The sequence below is a fragment of the Ahrensia marina genome (assembly GCF_001293565.1).
In the GTDB taxonomy this organism is placed as follows: Bacteria; Pseudomonadota; Alphaproteobacteria; order Rhizobiales; family Rhizobiaceae; genus Ahrensia; species Ahrensia marina.
In genome coordinates, this window is the sequence record NZ_JXMU01000010.1 from 88,470 (window position 1) to 104,978 (window position 16,509).

Annotated in this window: 15 protein-coding genes; 1 reads left to right on the forward strand and 14 read right to left on the reverse strand. The window is 51.1% G+C overall.

Annotated features, from left to right (window positions below; genetic code table 11):
* Position 1: 1 nt before the first annotated feature.
* Together secDF and yajC are read right to left on the reverse strand one after the other, a co-directional pair.
* Positions 2 to 2,575 carry a protein translocase subunit SecDF gene (secDF, locus tag SU32_RS07895; protein ID WP_053998805.1) on the reverse strand — a complete coding sequence of 858 codons (2,574 nt, stop codon included), beginning with the start codon at positions 2,573 to 2,575 and terminating at the stop codon, positions 2 to 4.
* Positions 2,576 to 2,637: 62 nt separating this feature from the next.
* Complete coding sequence (gene yajC, locus SU32_RS07900) at positions 2,638 to 2,997, reverse strand: preprotein translocase subunit YajC (protein ID WP_053998806.1); 360 nt, start codon at positions 2,995 to 2,997, stop codon at positions 2,638 to 2,640.
* A gap of 129 nt (positions 2,998 to 3,126) precedes the next feature.
* Between yajC and SU32_RS07905 the strand changes: the two genes are divergently transcribed.
* The gene (locus tag SU32_RS07905; RefSeq protein ID WP_053998895.1) at positions 3,127 to 4,008 is read left to right on the forward strand and encodes an ATP-binding protein; all 882 of its coding nucleotides are present in this window, start codon (positions 3,127 to 3,129) and stop codon (positions 4,006 to 4,008) included.
* A 49-nt stretch (positions 4,009 to 4,057) separates the two neighbouring features.
* On the opposite strand, the gene SU32_RS07910 is transcribed toward SU32_RS07905, so the two are convergent.
* From SU32_RS07910 to SU32_RS07965, 12 genes are all read right to left on the reverse strand, one after another.
* Entirely contained in the window at positions 4,058 to 5,425 is a 1,368-nt protein-coding gene (locus SU32_RS07910; protein WP_053998807.1) for a M23 family metallopeptidase, read from the reverse strand.
* Between the two features lie 94 nt (positions 5,426 to 5,519).
* A complete protein-coding gene (locus SU32_RS07915; RefSeq protein ID WP_053998808.1) occupies positions 5,520 to 6,170 on the reverse strand; it encodes a protein-L-isoaspartate(D-aspartate) O-methyltransferase in 651 nt (216 codons plus the stop codon).
* Positions 6,171 to 6,179: 9 nt separating this feature from the next.
* A complete protein-coding gene (gene surE / locus SU32_RS07920) occupies positions 6,180 to 6,944 on the reverse strand; it encodes a 5'/3'-nucleotidase SurE (protein ID WP_053998809.1) in 765 nt (254 codons plus the stop codon).
* Positions 6,941 to 8,218, reverse strand: coding sequence for a serine--tRNA ligase (gene serS / locus SU32_RS07925; RefSeq protein ID WP_053998810.1), 1,278 nt, complete (start codon positions 8,216 to 8,218; stop codon positions 6,941 to 6,943). The genes surE and serS overlap by 4 nt, the downstream gene beginning before the upstream one ends.
* A 113-nt stretch (positions 8,219 to 8,331) precedes the next feature.
* The gene (gene tatC, locus SU32_RS07930) at positions 8,332 to 9,183 is read right to left on the reverse strand and encodes a twin-arginine translocase subunit TatC (RefSeq protein ID WP_082376559.1); all 852 of its coding nucleotides are present in this window, start codon (positions 9,181 to 9,183) and stop codon (positions 8,332 to 8,334) included.
* Entirely contained in the window at positions 9,180 to 9,806 is a 627-nt protein-coding gene (tatB, locus tag SU32_RS07935; RefSeq protein ID WP_082376560.1) for a Sec-independent protein translocase protein TatB, read from the reverse strand. The genes tatC and tatB overlap by 4 nt, the downstream gene beginning before the upstream one ends.
* Positions 9,807 to 9,839: 33 nt before the next feature.
* On the reverse strand, positions 9,840 to 10,079 hold the full coding sequence (locus SU32_RS07940) for a twin-arginine translocase TatA/TatE family subunit (RefSeq protein WP_053998811.1): 240 nt from the start codon (positions 10,077 to 10,079) through the stop codon (positions 9,840 to 9,842).
* Positions 10,080 to 10,142: 63 nt separating this feature from the next.
* Positions 10,143 to 11,249 (reverse strand): ABC transporter ATP-binding protein, encoded by a 1,107-nt coding sequence (locus SU32_RS07945; RefSeq protein WP_053998812.1) that lies wholly within the window; start codon positions 11,247 to 11,249, stop codon positions 10,143 to 10,145.
* 92 nt (positions 11,250 to 11,341) lie between these two features.
* Positions 11,342 to 12,085 (reverse strand): SMC-Scp complex subunit ScpB, encoded by a 744-nt coding sequence (gene scpB / locus SU32_RS07950; RefSeq protein WP_053998813.1) that lies wholly within the window; start codon positions 12,083 to 12,085, stop codon positions 11,342 to 11,344.
* Positions 12,082 to 12,957 carry a segregation and condensation protein A gene (locus SU32_RS07955; RefSeq protein WP_144421072.1) on the reverse strand — a complete coding sequence of 292 codons (876 nt, stop codon included), beginning with the start codon at positions 12,955 to 12,957 and terminating at the stop codon, positions 12,082 to 12,084. Before SU32_RS07955 ends, scpB begins: the two co-directional genes overlap by 4 nt.
* A gap of 54 nt (positions 12,958 to 13,011) precedes the next feature.
* Positions 13,012 to 14,037 (reverse strand): beta-N-acetylhexosaminidase, encoded by a 1,026-nt coding sequence (gene nagZ, locus SU32_RS07960; RefSeq protein WP_053998814.1) that lies wholly within the window; start codon positions 14,035 to 14,037, stop codon positions 13,012 to 13,014.
* A 64-nt stretch (positions 14,038 to 14,101) separates the two neighbouring features.
* Positions 14,102 to 16,465, reverse strand: coding sequence for an SPOR domain-containing protein (locus SU32_RS07965; RefSeq protein WP_053998815.1), 2,364 nt, complete (start codon positions 16,463 to 16,465; stop codon positions 14,102 to 14,104).
* Positions 16,466 to 16,509 lie beyond the last annotated feature (44 nt).

Below are 16,509 nucleotides of genomic sequence, written 5' to 3' on the forward strand. Positions count from 1 at the left end.
GTTACCCGAGATCGATTGGCATTGTATTTGCCGTCGCCGCTTTTTCTTCATCAACGGATTTGTCCTTTTCAGACAGCGCACCCGGGCGCAGTCTGAACAGGATCAGCAATGGTGCTGCGACAAATATCGACGAGAATGTACCGATAACAACACCGAAAATCATAGCCGCAACGAAGCTTTGCAGAACTTCACCGCCAAAGAAGTACAGTGCGATCAGCGCGAGCAATGTCGTTACAGATGTGAGTGTTGTACGCGGCAAGGTCTCGTTCATTGATTTGTCGAGCAATTGCGGCAAGGTCATCTTCTTATAGCGCCGCAAATTCTCGCGGACGCGGTCATAAACAACAACAGTATCGTTGAGCGAGTAACCGACAATCGTCAAAATAGCGGCAATGGAGGACAGGTTGAACTCCAAGCCCGTAATCACATACATGCCGATTGTCAAAATCACGTCATGCGACGTGGCAATGATCGCACCAAGCGCAAACTGCCACTCGAACCGCAGCCAGATATAGACCAGAATTGCAGCAAGAGCCGCCAAAACGGCGATCGTACCGGCCTGTGCAAGTTCGCCCGACACAGTTGGCCCAACAACCTCAACACGTCTTATGTTATAGTCCGCTTCCAGCTCCGAACGTACGAGGTTTAATGCGCTTTGTTCGGCGTTATCGCCGCCGCCCTGACTTTCAATGCGGATCAGAATGTCTTGCGGCGAACCGAACCCCTGCACCTGAACTTCACCAAGGTTAAGATCGGACAAACGCGAACGGATATCACCGGCGTCAGCAGTTTCAGCCTTGGACTGCACCTCGACAAGCGATCCGCCTTTAAAATCAATACCAAGGTTCATGTTTACCGTTGCAAACAAAACCATTGAGGCAACGACCGCGATAGCAGACCCAGTAAAGGTAAAGCGGCGCAGCCACATAAAGCCGATATTTGTACCATCAGGAACAAGTTTGATAAATCCGGACGGAAGCTCTTTCGGCTTACGGTTACGGATCCACCACGCCACCATCCAGCGTGTTAGAACGAAGGCTGTAAATACCGTTGTCACGATACCGATAGCCAGCGTCACCGCAAATCCGCGAATTGGACCTGAACCTAAGTAGAACAGGATACAGGCAGCGATCAGTGTGGTCACGTTGGCATCAACAATCGTTGTCAACGCACGCTGGAAACCGGCGTCAACCGCTTGAATAAGCGATCGTCCCGCCAGCTTTTCTTCGCGTATACGCTCGAAAATCAACACGTTTGAGTCAACCGCCATACCAACGGTCAAAACAATACCGGCAATGCCGGGCAGCGTTAGCGTCGCTCCCAGCATGGATAGGCCGGCAATCAGCAAAACAATGTTGATGATCAGAGCCAAATTGGCAATCAAGCCCAGCAGTCCATAGGCTGCAAACATAAATGCCAGAACAAGCAATCCGCCAACGATACCGGCGATCTCACCGGCCGCGACAGAGTCCGCACCAAGGCTAGGTCCAACGGTACGTTCTTCCACAAAGGTTGGTTTTAGCGGCAAAGCACCTGCACGAAGCAAAATCGCGAGATTGTTCGCGCCTTCAACGCTGAAACTGCCGGAAATCTGTCCCGAACCACCTAAAATAGGCTCATTGATTACGGGAGCTGAAACAACCTGATCATCAAGAACAATGGCAAACGGACGGCCAACATTCTGTGTGGTGGCACGGCCAAAACGCTGCGCACCGGTTCCGTCAAACCGGAAGGTAACAACCGGCTCATTGGTGTTTTGATCAAATGAAACACCTGCATCATCAAGATTTTCGCCTGTGACCAGTTCGCGTGTTTCAACGAGATACGGTATTGGCGGATCATCCTGACTGTAAAGAACTTCAGTGCCCACCGGCGGACGGCCTGAAATTGCGTCCTCAACCGAATTTTGAACATCAACCATCTGGAATGTCAGACGCGCAGTCGTACCGATTAGTTCTTTTACACGCTCCGGATCATCAGCGCCGGGAACCTGAACAATAATACGATCATCACCCTGCCGCTGAATGATCGGCTCGGTTGTGCCAAGTTCGTCAATACGGCCGCGGATAACTTCAACAGTTTGCGCCAACGCCTGCTGCATCCGGTAATCAAGTCCGGAATCAGTCAGGATAAGTTCAAGACTGCCATCTTCACGTGGTGCGATATCGACTTCGGTAACCGCCGTGCCCGTAAATGTGTTGCCGACAACCGGTGCCGCCAGTTCCGACAGCAATTCCATTGCCATTTCAACATCGGCTTCATTGCGAATACGAACAGACACAGTTTGGCCTTTTCCGGACAGGCCGGTATAGCCAATACCGTCCTCACGCAGCAATTGGCGAACCTGATCGCGTACAGATTCAAGCCGGTTTTCAACCAGCTCATTGCGGTCAAGCTTCAATTGAAGGTGTACACCGCCTTGAAGGTCGAGCCCGAGTGTCATTGCCTTGGAGGGCACAACATCCGGTAAATTATTCGAAACAGACGCCGGATAAAGATTTGGTAACGCGAACATCACCCCCACAAAGACGGTCAGCCAAATGAGAACAGTTTTCCAGGGAGAAAAATATAGCATGTATCAATGTTCGCGCTTGTTGAATCAAAATGCGCACTTAAGCGTGCAGATTTTTGATTTTGTTACTTTTTATCAGTTTTCGCAGGTGCGTCATTTGCGGCAACAGGCTCGCCTTTAACGCGCACATCTGAAAGCATCGAACGCAGCACACGAATTTTCGTGTTCGCGGCAATTTCAACTTCCAACTCGTTATCATCGATAACTTTAGTCACCTTACCCACAATGCCGCCGCCTGTGATAACCGTATCATTACGGCGAACTGCCTGAAGCATCGCAGCGCGGTCCTTCATTGCTTTACGCTGTGGACGGATGATCAGGAAATACATGATCACAAAGATCAGAACGAATGGCAAAAGTGACGTCAGAATATCCGGACCACCAACGGAAGTCGCACCCTGCGCAAATGCTGGGGTAATAAACATAAAATAGCTCCTCAAGACTAACCAAGGCACATTGGACCTTGAAATGTGTCGCGAATATAGTCACGAACCCTTCTAATGCAACCAAAACCGGCGTGTTTTCCCGCGACAAAACAACTGAAAGTCCCGAAAATGGCAAATGATGCTCAATCTTTAAGCTCAGAATTATCTGCTAAGCTTGATCTGCTAATCCAAGCCGTCGAGAAGCTGGCGCCTCAAACCGTCGCAAAGTCCGATCTTGATGCCTCTGACTGCTTTGTTTTTGATGCCGGTAAAAACGCACTGACGCCTGTCTTAAAAGTAAATCGCGTTGATGTCAGCCTGATAAAAAGCGTGGACCGTGTGCGCGATATTCTTCTGGATAACACACAGCGTTTCGCCAATGGTCTGCCTGCAAACAATGTCCTGCTTTGGGGCGCGCGCGGCATGGGTAAATCCTCATTGGTCAAAGCGGCGCACGCTGCCGTCAACGCAAAAACAAAAGACACGCAAATCAAACTTATCGAGATTCACCGCGAAGACATTGATGCGCTCCCTGCTCTGCTTGTCGAAATCCGTGACAGCAAGCACCGCTTCATTTTGTTCTGCGATGATTTGTCGTTCGACCATGACGACACCTCGTATAAATCACTGAAAGCAGCGCTTGATGGCGGTGTTGAAGGCAGGCCCGACAATGTCATATTCTACGCGACATCCAACCGGCGCCATCTTTTGCCGCGCGATATGATTGAGAACGAGCGCTCGACAGCCATCAATCCGTCGGAAGCCGTGGAAGAAAAAGTATCTTTGTCAGACCGCTTCGGCCTGTGGCTCGGTTTTCACAAATGCAGTCAGGACGAATATCTCGACATGGTCAAAAGCTATGCGGCCTATCATGACTTGAAAATTGATGCGGATGAATTGCAGCGCGCGGCGCTGGAGTGGGCGACAACGCGCGGCAGCCGTTCCGGCCGTGTCGCCTGGCAGTTCATAAACGATCTTGCCGGAGAACTCGGGCAAAAACTCAAGGACTAAACAATAAAGCCGCCCTAAAAAAGCGGCTTTTTCTTGAATTTTGAAAGTCTTATCGCAGATAGGTCATCGGGTTAACCGGTGTTGTGTTCTTGCGAACCTCAAAATGCAATTGAGGCTGTTTTGCACTACCGGTCATGCCTGATGCACCGACGTTTTGGCCGCGGCTGACATTATCACCGCGCTGAACACTGATTTTATCCAAATGCCCGTACACGGTGACAAGGCCGTTATCGTGACGCACGAGCACAGTCTTGCCAAACTCTTTCAGCCCTTCACCGGCGTAGATCACCACGCCGTTTTCAGCCGCTTTTACAGTCGAGCCGCGCGGTACGGATATATCGATACCGTCATTGCCTTTTCCGCCCACATTCGAGCCATAGCTGGACACAACGCGCCCGCGAACCGGCCAGCGCAATGCTTCAACACCGGTATTTGCCGGCGCATTTGCTGTGCTTGAAGAATCAATCGTTGAAATCGAACTTTTGTCAGTCGTTTTCGGCTTCACAACTGTTTCAGCTTGCGGCGTGGAAGCTTGCGGCACCGAAGGTGAAAGGGATGCAACCTGAACGCCCTGCGGGCGTTTTTGAGGAACCGGTGCAATTGACATCGGAAACTCTGAGCGGCCACCTATATTTGAGCTTGCAGAGCGCACAGCCACATTGTTATCCGGCGTCGAAATCGGTGCGGTTCTGGAATAGACATAGGTCGGAATAATGACTTGTGTTCCGGCATTTACACCTTTTGGATCGGAAATATTGTTGGCTTCCATGATGGCATTTGCTGGAACGCCATAACGCTTGGCCAGATTATAAACCGTCTCGCCTTGGCGCATCGTCACATAGGTTCCACCGGCAGCGGTCCATCCTTCCTGCTTCGTTGCAGCCGCACTCGCAGTTTGCTGCGATGAAGGAACCTCTGCCTTTGCTACAGTTCGTGGCTCAGGCTTTGCAGGCATCGGCTGCGGCGCGGAAAGCGACTGTCGCTGCACAGTGCTCTGGCGCGGGATCGAGTTTGTATAAGTTGTATCAACGGGCTGCGTATGCGCGCTTTGCGGCTGTGTATAAACCGGCTGGCGTTGGCCAAAAAGCGATCGCTGCACGGGCGCGCTCGGCACATGTACGCGCGAACGGATGCGTGGTCCTGTCCGGTTAACCGATGCAGTATAAGTGTTATCAATGCCGTCACCGCCCGGTGCGCTATAATCTTGCGCCGGATCCTGATACGCCTGCTGCTGCGCTTCTTGAGGATATGGGGTATTTACCGCGCCAACACTCTGCTTTGGAACAGCACCGGTATAAAAACCATCACTGAAACGAACCGTATCTCCGGCGCACGATGCGAGAGAGACACCGACCGCCAAGATTGATACGGACTTGAAGAAATTTGCCGAAATGCGGCTGGCAGATTTTTTACTCATAACACGTCCTGCAACCTTTAACATGAGAGGCTATTAGACTCTGTTAATGTTACTCGACGGTTAAATTTTCGAAATTGTGTCTAAAAATAGAGCGCTATAATTTTTTCGGCATGCGCGGATTCAACATTTGCATCCGCACATTGCCCAAATCCTGACGCTCATACCGGCTGCCGACTTTTGTCATATGAACGAGTTCCTGTGGTTCATCCGCAGCACCTATGGCGCATATCAGAACGCCCGATGACACAAGCTGCTCAATAAACTGCCTTGGTATGGCATCAAATGCAGCCCAGACAACAATGCGGTCAAACGGCCCATCGGACACTCCGCGGGAGCCGTCGCCATGCAAAGCTACAACATTGGCAAGCTGTTGAGCGGTAAGTTGGGCAAGTGCGGCATCGTGTAAAGTCTTATAGCGCTCAATCGTGTAGACACGTTTGGCAAGCCTTGCCATCACCGCCGCCGTGTAACCGGAACCTGTTCCAATCTCTAAAACGCGGCTGTCGGCCTGAATATCGAGGGCATTGATTACACGTGCCTGAAAATCCACGCTCTCGATCGTTTCGCCGCAATCAATCGGAATTGACCCTTTTGACCACGCAGCACCGTGAAATTCACTGCGCAAAAAATTGCGCCTTGGTGTTGCTTCAAATGCACTGATCAACTTGCGGTTATCCAGTCCGGTCGCACGCATGCGCAAAAGAAAAGCGGCAAAACCTTCGCGGTCAATCGGGCTGGTATTCATCGTTTAAAGTCAACTTTCACTCAGCAAATTTTCAAGTGACTGTTTTACTTCACGCGCGGTTAAATCAAGTTTAAGCGGCGTAACCGAAATATAGCCATCATTGATAGCACTAAAATCTGAGTTCGGGTTGATTTCGGCATCGGTCGGGAAAAAACCCAACCAGAAATATTGCTTGCCGCGCGCATCATTGCGCTCGGTCATGGTCAGACCGTGTTCAATCCGCCCCTGCTCTGTAATGCGCGTGCCTTTAACATCACCGACATTGCAGCTTGGAAAGTTCAGATTGAGCAAAGTATCTTTCGGCATGTCCGCCTGAATAAGCTTTTTCAACACCGCTGGCGCATGCGCTTCAACCACATCCCAGGGCACCGTTCGTGTGTCCTGCTCGTAATTATAGTGCTGGCTGAGCGCGATGGAGCGGATCCCCATGATTGTGCCTTCCAGCGCCCCGCCGACCGTGCCGGAATAAGTCACATATTGCGCAATATTGTGACCCGCATTCACACCGGACAAAATCAGGTCCGGTGCTTTATCCAACACATGACGAACGCCCATAATGATACAGTCAGCCGGCGTGCCATTAATCGTATAATGCTTGTTAGAAATTTTGCGCAGGCGAAAAGGCTCGCTCATTGACACGCTGTGCCCAACACCGGATTGATCGGTTTCCGGTGCAACGATCCAGACATCATCGCTTAGCTGGCGTGCAATGCGCTCGAGAACCGCAATTCCCGGCGCATTCACACCATCATCATTGGTGATCAGAATTCTCATGCGCTGATGACATCCAAGCCACCCATATAAGGCTTGAGCACATCAGGCACACGAATGGAGCCATCTTCATTTTGATAGTTTTCCATCACTGCAATCAATGCGCGGCCAAGCGCAACGCCGGACCCGTTAAGACTGTGAACGAACTTCGTCTGCTTTTCATCTTTCGCGCGATAACGTGCATTCATGCGGCGGCCCTGAAAATCACCGCAAGTCGAACAGGACGAGATTTCACGGTAAGTGTTCTGCCCCGGCAACCAGACTTCAATGTCATGCGTTTTACGCGCACCAAAACCCATATCGCCGGTACAAAGCACCATTGTGCGAAACGGCAGACCGAGTTTTTCAAGCACAGTCTCGGCGCACTTGGTCATGCGGTCCAGTTCAGCATTTGAGCTGTCTTCATCGGTAATCGACACCATTTCAACTTTATAAAACTGGTGCTGGCGCAGATAGCCCTTTGTATCACGGCCCGCCGAACCCGCTTCAGAACGAAAACACGGCGTCAACGCCGTATAGCGGCGTGGCAGCGTTTCAGCATCAACAATATCACCGCTGACGATATTGGTCAGCGACACTTCAGCGGTTGGAATAAGCCAATGTCCCTCTGTGGTCTGATACAAATCTTCGGTAAATTTCGGCAACTGACCGGTACCATACATCGCTTCGTCGCGCACCATGAGCGGCGGATTGACTTCCGTATATCCGTGTTCGCCTGTATGCATGTCCAACATGAACTGGCCAAGTGCCCGTTCCAGACGCGCCAAACCGCCGGAAAGCAAGGTGAACCTTGACCCGGACAGTTTGGCCGCCGTTTCAAAGTCCATCATGCCAAGTGCTTCACCAAGTTCGAAATGCTCTTTCGGCGTGAATGAAAAATCCGGCAAGCCGCCGACTTTGCGAAGCTCTACATTATCGTTTTCATCTTCCCCGAGCGGCACATCATCAAGCGGTATGTTTGGCAGCACAGAAAGCGCGTCATTGAGCTTTGCATTGAGCTCACGCTCAACATCTTCAGCATTTTGCAAAAAGCCTTTTAGCTCACCGACTTCTGCTTTCAGCGCTTCGGCCTTTTCCGTATCGCCCTGCCCCATGGCCGCTCCGATTTCCTTGGAAGCTGAATTGCGCCGTGATTGCGCCTCCTGCACTTTGGCAATATGCGTGCGGCGTTCTTCATCCAGAGCAATCAAAGCCGCAGATTGCGGCTCCACACCGCGTTTGCCAAGTCCAGCGTCCAGCGCTTCGGGGTTTTCACGAATCCAACGAATATCAAGCATAATCTTACCTTTATTGCGCGAAAGAGAACGCGCCAGAATTTGCCTCGTCAATCGCGTAAATAGACGAAAGGGTCAAGTGGTCAGAGCAATTCCACTGGTGATTGCTTAGGCAGTTAGGATTTTTCTTCCAGCGAAGCCGGAGTATCGCCAAGCCCGTCTTCTTCATCATCATCGTCATAGGAAGGGCGATCACGCTCCACTCTTTTGACAAGATAGATGGACAACTCATAAAGCAGCAAGGTCGGGATAGCCAAGCCCAACTGGGTTAGCGGGTCCGGCGGCGTTAAAATTGCAGCCGCGATAAATGCCAGCACAATCGCATATTTGCGTTTATCGATAAGAGCTGCCGACGAGATAATGCCTGCCTTGCCAAGAAGCGTCATGGCCACCGGCAACTGGAACACCAAGCCAAAGGCAAAAATCAGTGTCATAATCAATGACAGATATTCTGACACTTTCGGCAGGTTCTCAATCGCCACCTGCCCCGCGCTTGCCGGTTGTTCCAGCGAAAGGAAGAACCACATCGCCATCGGGATAATCAGGAAATAAACCAGCGCAGCACCGATCAGAAACAAAACAGGCGTTGCGATGAGAAATGGCAGAAATGCCGATTTTTCATTCGAATAGAGCCCCGGTGCGACAAAACGATAAATTTGCGTTGCGATAACCGGAAACGCCAGAACCAGCGAGCCAAAGGCTGCGATCTTGATTTGTGTAAAGAAGAACTCTTGCGGCGCTGTGTAAACGAAGCGGATTTTATCCATATCCATATCAAGCCAGCTTGCGGCGATCGTATACGGCACAACGAGAAAATTAAAAATTTGCGTGGCAAAAGAGAAGCAAAGAATAAAGCCAACAAAAAATGCGGCAATGGCATAAAGCAGCCGTGTTCGAAGCTCTTTTAAATGCTCGATAAGCGGCGCGGCGGACTCATCAATCTGATCTTTCAAAGATTTATCGCTCACGCTTCACCCTTCGGCGTAGATGGTTTGGCTGCTGTCTTCTTGGCTGTGGTTTTGCGTTTTGCCGTTTTCGTAGGCGCACTTTTCGCTGCTGTTGCAGCTTTTGGCTTGGCAACCGGTTTCTTAGCGGCCGTCGACTTTGCAACAGTCGATTTTTTTGCCGGAGCCTTTTTGGCGGGCGCTTTTTTGGCTGATGCTTTTTTAGCCGGAGCCTCTACTTCAGCAGCAGCATTTTCAGTCACCTTTGTATCAGCACGGTTAATCTGCGCATTGACAGCTTTTGTGCCTTCAATATCTGCCTGTGCGGCGTCATCGACTGATTTTGCCACACCTTTAAGCTCATCATTGATATCACGCCCAACCTCGCTGAGCGGGTTCAGCGCATCTTTGATCTTGCTGCGTGGGTCCATGCCGCGCACATCACTGGCGAGCGTTTTAAGCTCATCAAGTTCCGCTTCCGATAAAGCATCATCGAATTGCTTGCGAAAATCACCGGCCATTTTGCGCGCGCTGCCTAATGTTTTTGAAAAGCCGCGCAATACACGCGGCAAATCCTTCGGTCCAACCACAACGATCAGAACGATGGCAATAAGCAGTAATTCGGTCCAGCCAAAATCAGGCAGCATATCTTAAGCTTTGCAGATTTAAGGTTGAAGCAATTAGCTTTTTTTCGAAGTCGTTTTAACGGCTTCGACGCCGTCTTCAGCTTTATGCTCAACGGTTTTCGCAGAATCTTCAGCGGCGTTTTTCGCATCATCCGCTTCATCGGCCATGCCTTTTTTGAAGCTTTTAATGCCTTTCGCAACATCACCCATCAATTCAGGGATTTTGCCGCGGCCGAACAGCAACAACACAATCACCAAAACGATGACCCACTGCCACCAACCTGTAATACCCATGACTTAATCTCCCAAAATTTTCTATACTGGCATTAAACTGCCAGACGTAATCTTACAAATTATTTAAGCGTTATCGTCGGTAGTTTCAAACAGCATAATGTCGTTATTTCGCACTTTTATAACTACGTCTTTAGCATCATATGGCAATTCGTCTGCACGAATGCGCGCGCGTAGCGGTTCATCAACCCCTGACACCGCTAGACTAAGCTGTTCGAAATCACCTAAAAAGCGTCTGGCCGTCACGCGGCCCAGCACACCTGTGTCTTCTTTTTTAGCGGCGCTGACCTCAATACCTGTCGTCCGCACGGCAATTTTCACATTCCGCGCCGGCCCATTATCGGCAACGGGTAGAACACCAAGCGGGGTGTCAGCCACGCCATTATTGACCACGCCATCAAATACATTCAGTTCTGCAAAAAAACTCGCCACAAACAAATCACGCGGCGCACGGTACATTTCGCCCGATGTTCCCACCTGAACGATCTTGCCGTCATTGAGCAGTGCGATACGGTCCCCCATCCGCATCGCTTCTTCCGCATCATGGGTCACAACGATGGTTGTCGCCCGTGTTTCACGCAAAATTGCGAGTGTTTCTGCGCGTATGGAATCTTTCAGCCGTGTATCCAGACCGGAAAACGGTTCATCCATCAGCATAACCGACGGGCGCGGCGCCAAAGCACGGGCCAGCGCAGCCCGCTGCTGTTCGCCGCCGGATAGTACATCAGGGTAAGAATTTACATGGTGTTCAAGCCCGACACGCCGGATCGCGTTCAGCGCTTCCTGTTTGGACATCACTTTCGACATCGTCGTCAGACCAAAGCGGACATTGTCCAATATGGTCATATGCGGAAAAAGCGCAAAATCCTGAAACATCAATCCGATGGAACGCTTCTCAGGCGGCAGAAAAACCTTCTCGCTGGCAATTTCGCGCCCGTTCATAAATACAATGCCAGATGTTTGAGGTTCAAGACCGGCTGCAACGCGAAGCAGCGACGTTTTGCCGGAACCGGACGGTCCCAGGAGGCAGATCACCTCTCCAGGCTGAATATGCAGATCAATGCCTTGCAAAATATGCTTGTCGCCATAATGCAGATGCAAATCGCGAAACATAAGCTCGGCAGCAAATGATACACCCGTACGGGCAGCATTTTGAGAAGTCGCCGGAGCCATTATTTGCCGTTCATTATCTTGCAGGTTGGAGAAGTTGAGGCTTAAGGTCAGCTTATAGCCTTAAAAAGCCCTGCCATGTCAATCAAACTTGATCAATCATCTTGCGCCATCGGCGTTAACAGCCCGAGTTCTTCTAGGTCAATATCACCCAGTTCCTCTTCCTCATCAGTCAAGGCATCAGGATCAATGCTTGGCATAGGCACAGAGAAGCCCGCAGGCATACGCGCAGACAAAAGCCCTGCCGCCTTTAGCTCTTCCATGCCCGGCAAATCACGTATTTCGCCAAGTCCGAAATGATCCATAAACTCAAGGGTTGTACCATATGTTACAGGGCGACCCGGCGTTTTGCGCCTTCCGCGCAATTTGATCCAGCCTGTCTCCAAAAGCACATCAAGTGTGCCTTTTGAGGTTTCCACACCGCGAATTTCTTCCATTTCGGCCCGTGTAACCGGCTGATGATAAGCAATAATCGCCAAAACTTCGAGCGCAGCACGCGACAATTTGCGTTGCTGCACCTGTTCGCGTTGCATAAGAAACGAAAGATCTCCGGCCGTGCGGAATGCCCATGCATTGTCGACACGCACCAGATTAACGCCCCGTGTTTCATAAGACTCGGCAAGCGCTTTCATGACATTTGGCACATTCACACCATCTGGCAACCGGTCTGATAAAGCTTTTTCAGTGACAGGTTGCGCCGATGCAAAAACCAAAGCTTCGGCCATGCGCATCGCTTCTTTGGTTGCGAAATCAGTTACATGTCCCTCAGCCGAATCTTCATCGGCGTTTTGATCTTCCATGATGTACGGTTTTGAGCTCTCGTTCATATTATCCATCATATGGCAGCCTCGGCAGTGCTATCCTTGGCAGCAGTCGTATCACGCAGATAAATCGGCGCAAAATGCTTGTCCTGACGTATGTCCAGAACACCTTCGCGCGCAAGTTCCAGGCTGGCGGCAAATCCGCTCGCAATCGCCGTGCGCCGCTCTTTTGCGGTCGGAATATAGGCAATAAAGAAGCTGTCCAGCGCGGTCCAATCGCTCATATTCCCGATTAAACGCTGCAATATTGTGCGCGCATCCTTCAGCGACCATACAGGGCGGCGTTCGATGGCATAATCGTCATTCATGGCGTGGCGCTGGCGACCGCCGGCATAAGCGGCAAGTAGATCATAAAGAGACGCGGAAAATTCCGTACGCTTTTCCAGAACGACTGTCTCCGGCATACCGCGGGCAAACACATCGCGGCCAAGCCTGTTGCGATTGACCAGCTTGGAAGCCGCGTCACGCATCGCCTCAAGGCGCTGCAACCGGTATTGCAAGATTGCAGCCATTTCTTCACCGGTCGGTTCGTCATCGCTGGCCGGCTTGGGAATAAGCAGCTTTGATTTCAGGAAAGCGAGCCATGCCGCCATAACCAGATAGTCTGCGGCAAGTTCGATGCGTATTTTCTTGGCCCGCTCGATAAAGTTCAGATATTGCCGCACCAGTTCAAGCACAGAAATCTGCGTCAAATCCACTTTCTGATTGCGCGCAAGATGCAGCAAAAGGTCCATCGGACCTTCAAACCCGTCAACATCGACCACCAAAGCTTCTTCATTGGTAAGGCGTTCTGGGCCATTATCCTGCCAAACAGCATCCATCGGCACCGCTTTGCCGTTCTTGGCATTACGCGAACCTTCAGCCGTTTTTTTTGCACCTTGCTGTGCCATGCAGCCACTTTCCTTCAACGCTTCGTAAAAAGCGCATCAAGCCAGTGAGCATGATTAGGCGTAAGCGCTCACCAGCGCATTGAATTCTTCACGCAGAACTACCGTTTCTTCAGCAGCTTTTTGTGACGCTTTCAGCAAATCTGTTGCGGCATTGGCCCGTTCCAAAGACCTACCTGATAATGTAGGCGCGACCTCGTAAACCGGCAACATCTCGTGCATAGCGCCATTGCAATGTAGTACAACATCGCAGCCCGCTGCAAAGGATGCTTGCGCTCTATCACAGAAATCCCCAGAAAGTGCATGCATAGACAGATCATCGGTCATCAAAAGGCCGTCAAATCCAATTTCACCGCGAATTATAGTGTCTATCACATGTTTTGATGTCGTTGCCGGTGCTTTGGCGTCCAGCGCTGTGTAAATAACATGCGCGGTCATGGCCATTGGCATATCTTTAAGCTGCTTAAACGGCTCGAAATCATGTGCGCTAAGATCTTCAAGGCTCGTATCGACAACCGGCAGATCTTTATGACTGTCAACCAGTGCGCGGCCATGGCCAGGAATATGTTTGATTACAGGCAGAACACCGCCTCCAAGCAATCCTTTTGCCGCAGCCAGCCCCATATCCGCAACAGCCTGCGGCGTATGGCCATAAGCGCGGTTTCCAATGACATCATGCGCGCCTTCGATCGGTACATCCAGAACAGGCAAACAGTCCGCATTGATGCCAAGCGGCAAAAGGTCAGCGGCATGTAGTTTGGACATCATATGTGCCACGCGCATGCCTTCGTCTTTGTCTTTTTTGTATATTTCGCCCAAGACCGCACCGGAAGGGTAGTTTTGCGTGATCGGCGCCTTGATGCGCTGAACCCTTCCACCTTCCTGATCAATGAATACCGGTGCATTGTCGCGGCCAACAATCTGTCTGAAATGTGCAGTTATTGCGCGTATCTCGTCAGCAGTACCGATATTGCGCGCAAACAGGATAAGCCCCCAAGGCTTATGCTCTTTCATCATTGCAATTTCTTCATCGGTAAATGCAGTTGTTGCACAACCAACAATCATGGCCTTTGCATCGGTCATGGTAATCCCTTCGATTTTACAAAATATATGGGCGGCACATTGGCCGCCCGAAAAAGTGTGATGATCAGCGTGTTACGAAACAACTTCCGCCAGCAGATTTGATTTGCCCGCAAAGCGTATTGGCCTCTGCGCGGCTGTCTGCGCCAACGCGAACGCGGTAATAAGTACCTTTGCCTTCAATCTCGGCTCTGCGGATCACAAGGCTGCGCCCGCCAAGGACATTGCCGAACCGGTTTGTAAGCGCGCGCGCAGACTGCTGTGCATCCGCTTCTGACGGCAGTGATGCCATTTGCACTGAAAATGGCGTCGATGGCGCTTCCGTGGCAACAGTCGGTGCAGGCGCGGAGGCAACCTGGGTTTGCTCCTGATTGACGATATTAACCGGCTGGTCCTTTGGCCGTTCAGCAATTTGCGTCGGCGAAATCGTTTTTGTTTGAACCGTGCGCGTTGGTAAGGCTGGAGTAGCTTCAGAAGCTTCCGGCGCTGACGTTTCATCAGATGTCGCGGCAGCTGTTGCAACCGGCTCGCTGGCCGTTTCACTGCTTTCAACATTTACTGTTTCAGCAACAGGCACACCGCCAAGCTGTTCCGGCTCTACAGACGCAACCTCTTCGGCAGCGCTCGTTGATTGCGGCTCAATCGGCTCCGGTGTTGGCACAGCCTCGCGCTCGACCAGCGTACCATCCGGCCGGACAACGAGAGTGCGTACTTTTCGCGGCGCAACCACAAATGGCGCAGCCTCGTTAGAAGAAGAATCTGTTGCAGAGGGCGCAAGTCTGTCTTCACCTTTTTGCAAGTCTTCACCATTCAAACTGCTTGGCAGTGCATTTTCCGGTACGGCGGCAATATCAACTGGCTCTTCAGACGTGGAGACCAGCTCTTCCTGCGCAGGCACACCGGCTGATTCACTGAACACAGCACGGTCCTGATTAGGTACTTCCTTGCCGCCCGGATTTTCCGGCGCAACTTTAACAGGCTCGGAACTGGCTTTTACCAATACTGGCCCGTCAGAAGTGCCTGCTCCACCACCTGAAAGCGCAAAAATGCCGATGGCGCCAACAATGGCGACACAGCCAAGAATAGCGGCAACCACAAGACCGCGCTTAACGGTTCTCGGCTGATCATAACCGGCACCGCCTACAGCTTCATTGTTATAGCCTTCATTGTCTTCGCTCAAGGAAACATTGGCATCACCTGAACTACTGATATCATGGCTCACGAATTCGATATCTCGTGCGAGTTCGGCCTCAAAGCGCGTTTCATCGAATGCTTCATCATCGTTCGCCATGGCAGTTTCGCCGGCGCGGCGCGACAAAGCTGATGTCGCAGTTGCCGCAGCCGTGGTTGCAGCGGTCGCAGCAACAGGTGCGGCAGCGCCGGACCAGCTATCATCATCTTCAAGAGAGACCTCATCAAAATCGATATTCAGCTCGTCTTCGAAATTATCAGAAAATTCCGCGTCGACATCCGGCAAATCCGGCACATCTATGGCGACAGGACCATTATCATTGAACGCGGACATATCTGTGGTTTCCAGCACAGGCATTCCTGTCGAAGCAGACGCCTCTACCGGCTCATCAGCCTGTTCTGAAAAGATATTTTTGATTTCATTGTCAAACTGTTCGATATCCTGATCGACTGAAGACGACAGCGGCAAGGGCTGTTCGTAATCTTCTTCTGTTTGCTCTGGTTGTTGATCGGCTGCGGCTTCTGCAGAAGAATCCGACACAGCCAAATCATCCTCAAAGAACGCCGAAAACTCATCTTCAAGCGCATTGTCTTCCATCAAAGCAGCGCTTTCCGGCGCAGCATAATCTTGTGAAGGAACTTCCTCTTCAGGATATTGGTCGGCAACTTCACCTGATGGCTCAACATTTTCAGCACGATTTTCATAGATAGCAGGCTCTTCAGGCTGAATAGCTGTATGAAGCTGAACCGCCTCCAGTTCATCATCCATATTTTCAGAATAGTTGACGTCCGGCGTTGCATTTTCAAATTCGTGCGTTGCCAGAACAGGTTTTTCTGACGTGGCAGCAAGTTCTTCAGACACTTGTTCCGCATAGTCCGGCAGTTCCGTACCGACAGAAACATCGCCGCCCAACATCGCTGTCAGCTCATCTTCAAGCGACATGGCCGTTGGCGCAGCGTGAGCAGCTTCAACCGGCTCAGGCGCAACAGGCTCGTGCGCAGCCTCAGGGCTTTCTTCAACCTGCGCTTCTTCCGCATTATCTTCGTAGTGTTCGACGCTTAATTCAGCCAGTAGCGCGTCTTCAAGGTCAATCTGTGGATCGATCTGAGCAGAATCCGGTTGAGGCTGCTCATCATCAATCCCCATAATGCGCGACAATTCAAAGAGCGGATCATCGCTCCTGATATCCGCTTCGTTCGTTTCATCCTGTGAAACGCTTCGCGTTGCTGCATCTGTCATTGCGGTCACCCAAACTCTTTACCCGTGGAAGTTTCCACTTAAAT

What these genes read in the sequence shown, in the direction of transcription:
- scpB (WP_053998813.1), bottom strand. Translation starts at nt 12,085, where the DNA reads ATGATGGATAATATGAACGAGAGCTCAAAACCGTACATCATGGAAGAT.
- SU32_RS07915 (WP_053998808.1), bottom strand. Translation starts at nt 6,170, where the DNA reads ATGAATACCAGCCCGATTGACCGCGAAGGTTTTGCCGCTTTTCTTTTG.
- SU32_RS07965 (WP_053998815.1), bottom strand. Translation starts at nt 16,465, where the DNA reads ATGACAGATGCAGCAACGCGAAGCGTTTCACAGGATGAAACGAACGAA.
- secDF (WP_053998805.1), bottom strand. Translation starts at nt 2,575, where the DNA reads ATGCTATATTTTTCTCCCTGGAAAACTGTTCTCATTTGGCTGACCGTC.
- nagZ (WP_053998814.1), bottom strand. Translation starts at nt 14,037, where the DNA reads ATGACCGATGCAAAGGCCATGATTGTTGGTTGTGCAACAACTGCATTT.
- tatB (WP_082376560.1), bottom strand. Translation starts at nt 9,806, where the DNA reads ATGCTGCCTGATTTTGGCTGGACCGAATTACTGCTTATTGCCATCGTT.
- SU32_RS07945 (WP_053998812.1), bottom strand. Translation starts at nt 11,249, where the DNA reads ATGGCTCCGGCGACTTCTCAAAATGCTGCCCGTACGGGTGTATCATTT.
- yajC (WP_053998806.1), bottom strand. Translation starts at nt 2,997, where the DNA reads ATGTTTATTACCCCAGCATTTGCGCAGGGTGCGACTTCCGTTGGTGGT.
- SU32_RS07940 (WP_053998811.1), bottom strand. Translation starts at nt 10,079, where the DNA reads ATGGGTATTACAGGTTGGTGGCAGTGGGTCATCGTTTTGGTGATTGTG.
- SU32_RS07910 (WP_053998807.1), bottom strand. Translation starts at nt 5,425, where the DNA reads ATGAGTAAAAAATCTGCCAGCCGCATTTCGGCAAATTTCTTCAAGTCC.
- SU32_RS07905 (WP_053998895.1), top strand. Translation starts at nt 3,127, where the DNA reads ATGGCAAATGATGCTCAATCTTTAAGCTCAGAATTATCTGCTAAGCTT.
- SU32_RS07955 (WP_144421072.1), bottom strand. Translation starts at nt 12,957, where the DNA reads ATGGCACAGCAAGGTGCAAAAAAAACGGCTGAAGGTTCGCGTAATGCC.
- surE (WP_053998809.1), bottom strand. Translation starts at nt 6,944, where the DNA reads ATGAGAATTCTGATCACCAATGATGATGGTGTGAATGCGCCGGGAATT.
- serS (WP_053998810.1), bottom strand. Translation starts at nt 8,218, where the DNA reads ATGCTTGATATTCGTTGGATTCGTGAAAACCCCGAAGCGCTGGACGCT.